The sequence below is a fragment of the Candidatus Binatia bacterium genome (genome assembly GCA_036493895.1).
Lineage (GTDB): Bacteria > Desulfobacterota > Binatia > UBA1149 > CAITLU01 > DATNBU01.
In genome coordinates, this window is record DASXOZ010000070.1 from 186,797 (window position 1) to 197,985 (window position 11,189).

General features: G+C 68.0%; 9 protein-coding genes and 1 tRNA gene. All 10 read right to left on the bottom strand.

The annotated features are described in order from the left end of the window. Positions 1-208: 208 nt before the first annotated feature. A complete protein-coding gene (locus VGK20_16170; protein ID HEY2775578.1) occupies positions 209-1,492 on the bottom strand; it encodes a DUF1329 domain-containing protein in 1,284 nt (427 codons plus the stop codon). Between the two features lie 193 nt (positions 1,493-1,685). Continuing rightward, positions 1,686-1,762 (bottom strand) — tRNA-Met (locus VGK20_16175). A gap of 89 nt (positions 1,763-1,851) precedes the next feature. Beyond that, positions 1,852-2,751 carry a pseudouridine synthase gene (locus tag VGK20_16180; GenBank protein HEY2775579.1) on the bottom strand — a complete coding sequence of 300 codons (900 nt, stop codon included), beginning with the start codon at positions 2,749-2,751 and terminating at the stop codon, positions 1,852-1,854. Then, positions 2,669-3,406 (bottom strand): SMC-Scp complex subunit ScpB, encoded by a 738-nt coding sequence (scpB, locus tag VGK20_16185; protein HEY2775580.1) that lies wholly within the window; start codon positions 3,404-3,406, stop codon positions 2,669-2,671. Before scpB ends, VGK20_16180 begins: the two co-directional genes overlap by 83 nt. Next, on the bottom strand, positions 3,403-4,263 hold the full coding sequence (locus VGK20_16190) for a segregation/condensation protein A (protein ID HEY2775581.1): 861 nt from the start codon (positions 4,261-4,263) through the stop codon (positions 3,403-3,405). Before VGK20_16190 ends, scpB begins: the two co-directional genes overlap by 4 nt. Beyond that, positions 4,263-5,267 (bottom strand): tryptophan--tRNA ligase, encoded by a 1,005-nt coding sequence (gene trpS, locus VGK20_16195; GenBank protein ID HEY2775582.1) that lies wholly within the window; start codon positions 5,265-5,267, stop codon positions 4,263-4,265. Before trpS ends, VGK20_16190 begins: the two co-directional genes overlap by 1 nt. Positions 5,268-5,271: 4 nt before the next feature. After that, positions 5,272-5,925 (bottom strand): site-2 protease family protein, encoded by a 654-nt coding sequence (locus VGK20_16200; GenBank protein ID HEY2775583.1) that lies wholly within the window; start codon positions 5,923-5,925, stop codon positions 5,272-5,274. A 71-nt stretch (positions 5,926-5,996) separates the two neighbouring features. Continuing rightward, positions 5,997-6,965 carry a site-specific tyrosine recombinase XerD gene (xerD, locus tag VGK20_16205; protein HEY2775584.1) on the bottom strand — a complete coding sequence of 323 codons (969 nt, stop codon included), beginning with the start codon at positions 6,963-6,965 and terminating at the stop codon, positions 5,997-5,999. 6 nt (positions 6,966-6,971) lie between these two features. Beyond that, on the bottom strand, positions 6,972-9,704 hold the full coding sequence (gene glnD / locus VGK20_16210) for a [protein-PII] uridylyltransferase (GenBank protein ID HEY2775585.1): 2,733 nt from the start codon (positions 9,702-9,704) through the stop codon (positions 6,972-6,974). Between the two features lie 44 nt (positions 9,705-9,748). Then, a complete protein-coding gene (locus tag VGK20_16215; GenBank protein ID HEY2775586.1) occupies positions 9,749-11,155 on the bottom strand; it encodes an N-acetylmuramoyl-L-alanine amidase in 1,407 nt (468 codons plus the stop codon). Positions 11,156-11,189: the final 34 nt, after the last annotated feature.

Consider the following 11,189-nt stretch of genomic DNA (forward strand, 5'->3'; position numbering starts at 1 on the left):
GGAACGGACGGGGCACCCTGGCTGCTTTCGGGGGGAGACCGCGTCCGCGCAAAAGAAAACGGGGCCGGGCTTTCGCGCGACCCCGTCTTTCCTTTCCGACTGAGGCTGCGTCGCCGGGTCGCGTCAGCGCCCGACCGCCATGGGGCCGCGCGTCAGCGTCCCGCGGCCAGAGGGCCGCGCGTCAGCGTCCCGCCGCCATAGGGCCGCGTTAGCGGCCCGCCGCAATGATCGCCGACAGCTCGAACTGAGCCTCGACCGTACCTTCCTTGTCGCCGACGTCGATGTACCAGCCCTGCTCGCCCGGGAAGCGGCTGCTCGGCAGCGAGCAGTACGTCGCGTGCTCGAGCTGCATGTCGATCATCGTGATCGACGGGAAGAAGCGCCTCTCGAACGAGCTCTCGTAGGCGGCCTCGTCGCGCGGCTTCTTCGAGATCTTGAACTCGTTGACCCACATCTTCCACAGCTCGCCGGCCGTGTCGTAGATGTCGCTGTAGGCGATGAAGTAGCTCTCTTGGTCGAGGTACATCACGCGCTTGCTGTACGCGTACTGCGGCAGCTTGGAAACGCCTTCGATCATCCAGACCTTGCGCGGCTCCCAGAGGTCGGCGTGCATGAAGTCGCCGGAGGGCTGGCCCCAGACGACGGGGAGCTTCTTGGCGTGGAACGAAGACAGCACGGTCTTCTCGCCGAGGTACTTCCAGTCCATCCACGCGATGTTGCCGGCGTAGCCGCCGTAGCTGTCCTGGTCGGGGTCCTGGCCGAAGAGAGCGTCCGAACGCTGCGCGGACGACAAGCGGCGCACGCGGCGAAGCTGAGGCAGGTACAGCCAGCTGTCGTCCTGCTTCGAGTTGTCGAGGTAGCGGTTGTACGTAAAACCGGTGCCCTTCAGATCGAACGGCTCGATCAGCGGATAGAGCGATTCCTTGTAGCGAACCGCATCGCGGTTCGGATCCATCGCCGGCTTCGGCGGGACCTCGAGACGGCCGGTGAAGTACAGGCGGCGGAAGTGATCGATCAGGAAGTGGCGCTCGACCTTGACGGGGTCGCCGTTCTTGCCGACCGCACCGGTGTCGCAGTCGAAGTTGCGCACGTCGAGGTCATCGACCTCGATGGCCGCCTCGTAGTTGAACATGTGCTTGATGGCCTTGTCCGCGTCACCGTCGGCGATGGCCGGGAACGGGAGGCCGGCAACGTAGTTGTCGACGTGGATCTTGTCGGCGCCGAGCTTGACCTGTGCCGAGTACTTCTCCGTCGCTTCCGTCTCGGGCTTGGGCGGCTCGATCTTCTGGTAGGGGCCGACGTTGATCTTGACGCCGCGGTCGATCGACCAGATCATCGCCGGGCCGAAGAATTCCTTGTACTTGTCGACGTTCGAGCGGTCGATGACCGTCCCCACCGGCGGGTTCTGATCGGCCCGGGCCGGCGCCGGCATCATCGATGCGGCAGCGGCTACGGCACCGATGGCCAACCAGGTTGCGCGGGTCGCTTTCATACAGAGTCCTCCTCGAAGTTCGTGGTCGCCCAGCGACGCGGCCGCCGAGTCTCGCCCAATCCGGTCGCGCCGGCGATTATGCCTGATTGCAGGGTTGCGTCCAGCCATCCGGAGGCGAAAGCGCCTGCCCCATTTGCGCGCACGAGGCACCGCGCGCGTCCTGCGGCGAAAGGGATGTCCGGTGGAAGAAAAATGGGTGCGGGGGGAGGATTTGAACCTCCGACCTGCGGGTTATGAGCCCGCCGAGCTACCAGACTGCTCCACCCCGCGGCGGCGGTCTATGGAGCACGACCCGGGATGTCAAGGCGCCGGCGGATTGAACGGGCCCACAATTGCGGCGAGGGCCGCACGCGCAAGCATCAGCGCTTGCGCGTTGGATTCGCGCGAGCGCCACGACCGGCAGCGCCGCGAACCGATGCGGCAGGCCGCGGCTCGGCAGCGGCCTCCATCGCGGCCTCGAGCGCCGCTCGCTCGCGCGCGGCCAGCGTCCTTGCATCTCCCGGCGCCAGGTCGCCGAGCCCGACCGGACCGATCGCGTCGCGGCGCAGCTTCTCGACGCGGCAGCCGATGGCTTCCATCATGCGGCGGATCTGCTGGTTGCGCCCCTCGGCGATGCGCACGTCGAGCCAGCTCTTTCCGCCGGCGTGACGAATTTCACGTACGAACGCCGGCGCCGTGGCCGCGCGGCCGATGCGCACGCCCCGGCGCAACTCCTCGATGGCCTCGCGCGTCGGCCGCGGGGAGACCTTGACGGCATAGCGCTTCTCGACGTGGAATCGCGGGTGCATCAGGCGTTCGGCCAGGTCTCCATCGTTGGTCAGAAGGATCAGCCCCGAGCTGTGGAAATCGAGGCGGCCGACCGGGAAGACCCCGCGCGCGCCAAGAGCCTCGACGACGTCGCCGATGCAGAAACGGCCTTCAGGATCGCGAAGAGTCGACACGCAACCGACGGGCTTGTGGTAGACGAAGCTGCGCTGCGGCGCCGCGCGTCCGACGAGCTTTCCGTCGACGCGAACATGATCGAATCCTTCGCGAGCGCGCGTGCCCGGCTCGGTGACGACCTTGCCGTTGAGCTGCACGAGTCCGGCGGCGATCAGGCGTTCGGCCTCGCGCCGCGACGCGACGCCGGCGCGTGCGATCAGCGACTGGAGGCGGATGCCCGTCGCACCGGCGCGTTCAGTCGCCGGCTTCGTCTTCTTCGCCGGTGTTCGGCCCGGCCGCGGATTCGGTGCCACCGGCTGCCGCGATCGTCGCTGCATCGTCTTCCTCCAGCGGCAGGATCGCCGCATCGTCGCTTTCGCCGAAACCGCCCTGCTCCGAAAGCCTCTCGAACTCGTTGCCGAGCTCCGGAAGCGTCGGCAGGTCGCGGATGTTGGCCAGTCCGAACAGCTCGAGGAACTCGGGGGTCGTCGCGTAGACCAGAGGACGGCCGGGCACGTCCTTGCGCCCGAGGACCTTGGCCAGGCGTCGCTCGATCAGCGACTCGATCGCGCTTGCGCTGTCGACGCCGCGCACCGCATCGATCTCCAGGCGCGTCACCGGCTGCTTGTACGCGATGATCGCGATCGTCTCTGTTGCCGCGCGCGTCAGGCGCTGCGGTCTTTCCCGGAACAGCTTGCGAACGTAGCGCTGGTGCTCGGGCGCCGTGCGCATCTGCCAGCCGCCGGCGACCTCCACCAGCCGCACTCCGCGCGTCAGGTATTCGATCGACAGCTCGACCAGCGTCGCCTTGACCTCATCGAGCGTCGAGCCCTCGATGCAGTCGACGATCTTCCTTGCCGCCAGCGGATCGGCCGCTGCGAACAGCAGCGCCTCGACCAGCGGCCTCAGGCGTTCCACCGGCCACAGGCCGGATTCGGCGGACGACTGCTGCGGACCCTTGTCCTCGCCGGCGCTCGTTTCGTCTTCGCTCACGGCCTTGTCTTCTCCACTTCGTTCGGCGACGAGCGGTCTTCTTCTTCGCGAAGGAGATCCGGCTCTCCGCCGAGGTCCGGCTCGGCGCCGGCGCTGCGCGGGCCGTACATTTCGGTGAGGCCCGCGACCGATTCGTCGACATCCTCGTCGACCAGTCGCAGCCAGATCGGGCCGAAGCGGCCCTCCTGCTCGGCGGCAATGACGCCGATCTTGACCATCTCCAGCAGCCCGAGGAACGTCGCGATGATGAGGCCGCGCGGCGACTCGTCGGCGAACAGTTCGCCGAACTCGAGGCGGCCGGCACTCTTGAGCCTTGCGATCATCGAGCGCACGGCGTCCGAAACGCGATATTCCTCGCCGGAGACGGTGTGCGGCCGGCGCGTTGCCGCGCGCACGAGCACGCGGCGCAGGGCCTCGAACAGGGCGCCCATGTCGAGACGGCGAAGCGGCGCCTCCTCGGCCTCTCCTTCGGGAGGAGTGGGCGCGCGGCGAAACACGTCGCGATCGAGCAGCAGGCGGTCGCGCAGCACGTCCGCGGCTTCGCGATAACGCTGGTACTCGGCGAGCTGGCGCACGAGGTCGGCGACCGACTCGTCTTCTTCTTCCTCTTCCTCGTCGTCGCGCGGCAGCAGCAGCCGCGACTTCATGTACATCAGAGACGCTGCCATCAGAAGGTACTCGCCGGCGACGTCGAGGCTCAGCTCCTCGAACATGTTGATGTAGGCGACGTACTGGTCGGTGATCTGCGCGATCGGAAGATGGTAGATGTCGAGCTCGTTCGTGCGCACGAGGTGGAGCAGAAGATCCAGCGGACCTTCGAACGCGGTGAGCCTGACGGTGTAGGCCGGCGTCGCCACTAGAGACCCATCGCCGCGCGTACCTCGGTCATCGTCGCTTCGGCCGCTTCGACCGCGCGACGCTTGCCGTCGGCGAGCACCTCGGCTGCGACGTCGCCGCGGGCGGCGAGCTCACGGCGGCGGCTCTGGATCGGCTCGAGCTCGGCCTGCACGTGGCGGATCATCACCTTCTTGCAGTCCACGCAGCCGATCGACGCCGTCCGGCAGCCTTCCGACAGCTCGGCGCGCTCCTCGGCAGTGCAGTAGATCTCGTGCAAGCGGAATGCCGGGCAGTCTTTCGGATCACCGGGATCGGTGCGCCGCACGCGGCGCGGGTCGGTGACCATGCGCACCAGCTTTTCGTAGACGGTTGTCGCGTCGTCGGTCAGCGCAACGGCGTTGCCGTAGCTCTTGCTCATCTTGCGGCCGTCGGTACCCGGCACCCGCGCGGCCTCGACGACGAGGCCTTTCGGCTCGGGAAACACGTTGCCGTAGAGCCGGTTGAAGCGTCTTGCCACCTCGCGCGTCAGCTCGACGTGCGGAAGCTGGTCTTCGCCGACCGGTACTGCCGAGGCCTTGTAGATGAGGATGTCGGCTGCCTGCAGCAGCGGGTACCCGAGGAACCCGTACGTCGAAAGATCGCGGCCTTCGAGCTGTTCCTGCTGCTCCTTGTAGGACGGCACCCGCTCCAGCCAGGGCAGCGGGATGATCATCGAGAACAACAGGTGCAGCTCGGCATGCTCGGCGACATCCGACTGGCGGAAGATCACCGAGCGCGACGGGTCGAGCCCTACGGCAAGCCAGTCGAGCACCATGTCGTGGGTGCTTGCGGCGATGCCCGAAGGGTTGGCGTAGTCGGTCGTCAGCGCGTGCCAGTCGGCGACGAAGAAATAGCAGCGCGATGCATCCTGCAGTCGCACCCAGTTCTTGAGCGCACCGTTGAGATGGCCGAGGTGCAATGCACCGGTCGGGCGCGTTCCGGAGACGACGACGGGAGCGGCGCCGGTCCTGGCGGGAGTCGTCACCGCGTCACACCAGGACGCCGAGAAGGCGCACGATCGCGTGCATCGCGGGCGCGAGCACGAAGTCGAGGACGTGGGTGACGAGCAGCATCATGACGATCATGAAGCCGTACGGCTCCAGCCGCGCCAGCTGCCACGCCAGGTCGCGCGGCAGCAGCCCGACGGCCACGCGTCCGCCGTCCAGAGGCGGGATCGGCAGCATGTTGAACACCGCCAGCACGACGTTCAGCTGAAGGCTCATGTTGCACATGATCGCCAGCGGCTGCGCGACCTGGAATCCACCGCCATCCGGCGCACCGCGGCGCTGCATGTAGCCGAGAAGCAGCGCGCTCGCCGCCGCCAGCGCGAGGTTCATCGCAGGACCGGCCGCGGCCACCAGCACCATGTCGCGGCGCGGGTTTCGAAGGCGTCCGAACGAGATCGGCACCGGCTTGGCCCAGCCGAACATGAACGGGGCGCCGGTGAGCATCAGCAGCGCCGGCAGCGCCAGCGTTCCGATGGGGTCGATGTGGGCCAGCGGATTGAGCGTCAGGCGCCCGAGCACCGAGGCGGTGTCATCGCCGAGGGTCTTGGCAACGTAGCCGTGGGCCCATTCGTGAAACACGACCGCAATCAGGAACGGGAGGACCCAAAGCGCGAAGATGGCAGGATTGAAATTCATCGCAGGTTGGCCAACCGGCCACGCATACCAGCGCTACTTCCGGCGGGCAACCGCGCGAAGCTGCGTATCTCCTAGACTTTCGCGCGGCCTTTCGCGCTTTTGGCCGGCGCGGCGTCACCCGAAGCTTTCACCTTCATTCTGGCGCGCGGGTGATGGCGGCGATGCACCTCGGCCAGGCGGCCGGTGGCAACGTGGGTGTAGATCTGCGTCGTGGTGATGTCCGCGTGCCCGAGCATCATCTGGACCGAGCGCAGGTCGGCGCCGCCTTCGACGAGGTGAGTCGCGAACGAGTGACGCAGCACATGAGGAGAAAGGTGGGCATCAAGGCCCGCGCGAACAGCCAGCGTACGCAGCCTTTTCCAGAAACCCTGCCGCGTCAGCTTGCGTCCGCGCCGGCCGAGGAAAAGGGCGCGGCTGCGACCGCCCGGGTCGAGGATCGCGCGGGGGCCGGCCAGGTAGTCGCGCAGCGCCTGGTCGGCCTTGCTTCCGATCGGCACGGCCCTTTCCTTGGATCCCTTGCCGATGACGGTGAGATAGCCGCGGTCCAGGTGAAGGCCTGAGGCCGCCAGCTCCACCGCTTCGCTGACGCGCAACCCGCAACCGTAGATCAGCTCGAGCATCGCGCGGTCGCGCGCGGCCAGCGCATCGTCGGCGCCGGCCGCGGCCAGCAGCGTGACGACTTCGTCGACGGACAGGAACTTCGGCAGCGGCCGGCTGCGGCGCCCCGCCTTGAGATCGCGCACGGGCGACGTCGCCAGGCGTCCCTCGCGGACGAGGTGCTTGAAGAATCCGCGCACCGCCGACAGCGCGCGCGCCCGCGACGACGGCGCCAGTCCTTCTTCACCGAGTTTTTCGAGGAACGTCACCAGGTCGGCGCGCTCGACAAGGGCCGAGCGCACGCGGCGGCGCGTTTTCATCGCCGCAGCGAAGCGGCCGAGGTCGATCGCGTACGCGTCGACGGAATGGCGCGAAAGCCCGCGTTCGGTCGCGAGGTGGTCGAGATAGGCGTCGACGTCCTGGTCGAGCGTCGCGGCAGACATCGCGGCTCAGAACGTCAGCGACGTGGGGGAAGCCGCCGGCTGCTCGTCGGACGGGTCGAGCGCGCCGATGATTGCACGGCGGATCTGGTCGATGCGGGTCGGGTCCTCGATCTTGGAGCGGCCGGCGTCGGTCACGTAGAACACGTCGAGCACCGCCGCCAGGTGCGTCGTGATCTTGGCGATGTGGATGTCCAGGCCGAGCGCGTACATCGCGTCGACGACGAGGAACAGCAGGCCGGGGCGGTCGGACGCGTAGATGTCGATGACGGTGAATTCGCGAGATAGCCGGTTGTCGACCTCCACGCGCGTCGGGCTGCGCCGCGGCAGCGCTTTCTCGCCGATGCGGCGCGTGCGCTCGAGCAGCGCGCTTCGCACCAGCGCTGCGGCGTCGACGTCCCCGGCAAAGATCGCCTCGAGCGTCTTCGCGACGGCTTCCCAGATCTCCGCGCCGGCGGCGTCGACGTCTCCTTCCTTGTGCTCGACCCGGAACACGTCCAGCGCCCAGCCCGTCGACGTCGTCACGAGCCGGACGTTGAGGATGTTGAAACGATGCGACGACAGCGCGCTGACGATGTCGCGGAACAGCCCGAGGCGGTCGCGCGCGCAGATCGTGAACTCGGTGAAGCCGCGCTCGGGGTACGACTCGACGCCGTGGCGGAACACCGAGCTGCCGACCGACTCGAACAGGCGCCAGTGGTCGATGATCCTTTCGTCGGGATTGCCGAGGAAGTAGGAAGTGGGCAGCGACTCGAGGAACCAGTGCAGCCGCGACCGCTCGGCACCGCCGGCAGCCCGCTCGAGAAGGCGCTGGCGAGTCCTTTCGGCGCGGCTCTCCATGTCCGCCTCGGTCACAATGCCGGTCTCGAACGCTTCGCTCGCACGGCGGTACAGCTCGGCCAGCAGGTGGTCCTTCCAGCCGTTCCAGATCTGCGGGCCCACGGCCCTCATGTCGGCGAACGTCAGCAGGTACAGCAGCGTCAGGTTCTCGGCCGTGCCGACCTCCGAGACGAAGTCGAGCACGAGCGCCGGGTCTTCGATGTCGCGGGTCTGCGCGAGCATCGACATCAGCAGGTGGTTGCGCACGAGGAACTCGAGCGTGGCGCGGTCGTCCTCGTGCATCGCAAGGCGCTCGCTGACGTCGCGCACCATGATCGCGCCGCGCTCGTCGTGGTCGCCGCCGTAGCCCTTGCCGAGGTCGTGGAACATCATCGCGAGGAACAGCAGCTCGGGCCGGTCGCACTCCCGCATCGTCTGCGTGAGGAACGGGCTCTGATGGTATTCGCCCTGGCGCAGCGCCTCGAGCTCGCGGATTCCCACCAGCGAGTGCTCGTCGACGGTGTAAACATGGTAGTAGTCGTGCTGCACCATGCAGAACAGGCGGCCGAACTCGGGGACCAGCCGCCCGAGCACGCCGAGCCGGTTCATCTGCGCAAGCGTACGGTAGACGCCGTCCTTGGCGCGCAGGATCTCGAAGAACAGGTCGATCGCCGCTTTCGACGACGCCACGTCGGGCGTCAGCAATTCCACTTTCTGGCGCACGAGCTCGCGCGCCGGCGTCGACAGCCGCACGTCCAGTCGCTGGCAGTCGCGAAATACGCCGATCAGGTTGGACGGCTCGGCGTCGAGCGCCTTGTCGTCGATGTTCAAACGGTCGCCGACGATCGTGATGCCCGGCCGCACGTTGCGACGCTTGACCAGGCGCTCGATGAGGCCGGTCTTGTCGGGCGGCGCGAGCAGGCGGTCGACGATGTCGTCGGTGGATCGCGAAACCACCGCGGCGTGGTGGTAGTAGTCGCGCATGAACATGTCGCCGACCGAGTTGTTGCCCTCGGCGCGGTAGCCGAGACGCGCGCCGATGGAGTCCTGGCGCTCGAACGTGAACTGCTCGGTCTTGGCGCGGGTATGGAAATGCAGCGCCACTCGGGCGCGGAAAAGGAACTCGCGCGCCGCGGCCAGCTCCTCGTACTCGTGCTGCGTGACGATCTCGTGCTCGCGCAAGGCTTCGAGGTCGGCGGCGTCGCCCTTGACGCGCGCGATCCACAGCGCGTGGTTGAGGTCGCGCAGTGCGCCCTGCCCCTCCTTGACGTTCGGCTCGAGGATGAACACCGATCCGCCCTGCTTCTCGTGGCGCGAGCGGGCCTCTTCCATCTTCGCGGCAATGAAGACTTCGACGTCGGAAGTCGCCAGCTTGCGGCGAACCTGGCTCTCGTATTCGCCGGCAAGCTCAGGGCTTCCGCATAGATAGCGGCCGTCGAGAAGAGCGGTCTTGATCGTCAGGTCGCCGGCGCCGAGGCTGACGCATTCCGAGGCGTTGCGCACCGCGTGGCCCACCTGCAGGCGCGCGTCCCACAGCGTGTACAGCAACGACTCCGTTACCGTCTCGACGAACGGGGTGACGGCACCCGAGTGCAGCACGAGCAGATCGACGTCCGACTGGGGGCACTGCTCGCGGCGTCCGTAGCCGCCGAGCGCGAACACGGCGCAGTGCTGGCGCGTGCGCGCGTAGCGGCGTCCGTAACGCTCGATCGAGCTGTCGAACAGGAAGCGCACGAGGTTATCGAGGCACGCGGCCAGGCGGGTCACGGTGTCGGTGCCGCTGGCGCCCGCCCAGTGGGCCGTCTCCAGCTCGTCGCGCACCGCTTCGAAGTAGTCGCGCGCGGTATCGGAAAGCTTTCCGGTGACGCTGCCGGGCGCCGGCAGGATCATCGAGCGCGTCGGCCCCTGTCCGTTCGTCGACAACGACTCAGGTTCCAGGGAACCGGCGGCAGCCGGCGGAGCGAGGCTCAAAGGGTGCCGGGCAGGTGCTGCTGGTCGAGGAAGAGCACGATCCCGCGGGCGATGCCCTCCGCGATCTGCTCGCGGTAGACTTCGGACTGCATGCGAACGCCTTCTTCACGGTGGGTGAGGAACGCAGCCTCGACGAGCACGCTCGGGGCCGCGTTGTAATCGATGACGAAGAAAGGACCTTCCCTGGCTCCGAGATCGCGGACGGCCTCATAGCGCATCCCGAGCTGACTCACCAGTTGGCCCTGCACGAGCCCGGCCAGGCGTGCCGACTCGGCGTGATGATCGAGCACCGGCGAAGCGGCGCCCGCCGACGCCCTTGTGATCGCGGCCGCGTCATTGTCGCCGCCTCGCCTTCCTTCGCGGCCGTTCTCGGCACGGGCCAGGCGGCGAACGACGGCATCCGGCTGGGGCGAGGCCTGGCGCGTGTGGTAGTACGTCTCGAAACCACGCGCGGCGGCGCTGCGGCTCGCGTTGGCGTGGATGGAAATGAAGGCGTCGGCGCCGGCCCGGCGCGAGGCGTCGCGGCGGTCGGCGAGGCTGACGAATTCGTCCGAGGTTCGCGTCATCACGACCTCGATGTCGCCGCGACTTTTCAGGCGCCGCGCGACGCGCTCGGCGACGTCGAGGACGATGTCCTTCTCGTACTCGCCGGTCCACGCGCTGGCCCCGGGATCCTTGCCGCCGTGGCCGGGGTCGAGGACGACGATTTTCTTTTCCAGAAGCGATCTTGTCGCGTGGGCCCGCGAGCTTGCGACGGGGCCGCGGCGCCGCGCTTCTGCTCCGGACGCGCGGACGTCGTCCCCCGCTCTGGTCGCGCGGACATAGTTCCCCGCTCTGGACGCGCGGACGTCCCGCGTCTCCTTTTCCGGGGTTGCATCGCTGCCTGCTGCCAGGCGCTCGGCCCTCTCGCGCGCAAGCCTCTTCGTCCGCGCATCCGGCTCCGCCGGATCGCCGCCGCTCACCGACGCCGAAGTGTGTGCCGCCGGCCCGTCGTCCGACGATGCGTCGACGAGGTCGATGAGGAGCCGATTGCCGTCGATACGCGCGTGAAGATGCGGTGCCACCCGGCCCGCGACGTCGACCGAAAGGCGAACGATGCGCGCGTCCTCGTCGTGGAGCACGAGCACGCCGTCTACGCGGCGGTCGGACACCGGCAGCAGTCGCGGCACCTGCGAAGTGACGACCGCGTCGGGGATGTCGATGAGGATGGACGAGCCGTCATCGCTGGCGCGGGAGCGGTATCGAAAAGGACCGTCGACGTCGACGACGATGCGGGTCGCGGACGTGGAGGTCGCCGCGCGCACTTGTTGAACGACGGCGGCGTAGGCCGGCAGCGTGGCAAAGCTCTGCGCCGACGCCGCGAGCGCCAACAACGTCATCGCCTGCCAAGGACGAAGCCGCACCACCTCACCTCCACACCGGTCCGCACGCGGCAGG

Bases quoted from the DNA above. Each gene is read 5' to 3' on its own strand.
- xerD (HEY2775584.1), bottom strand. From the start codon at position 6,965: ATGTCTGCCGCGACGCTCGACCAGGACGTCGACGCCTATCTCGACCAC.
- VGK20_16200 (HEY2775583.1), bottom strand. From the start codon at position 5,925: ATGAATTTCAATCCTGCCATCTTCGCGCTTTGGGTCCTCCCGTTCCTG.
- VGK20_16180 (HEY2775579.1), bottom strand. From the start codon at position 2,751: ATGCAGCGACGATCGCGGCAGCCGGTGGCACCGAATCCGCGGCCGGGC.
- VGK20_16170 (HEY2775578.1), bottom strand. From the start codon at position 1,492: ATGAAAGCGACCCGCGCAACCTGGTTGGCCATCGGTGCCGTAGCCGCT.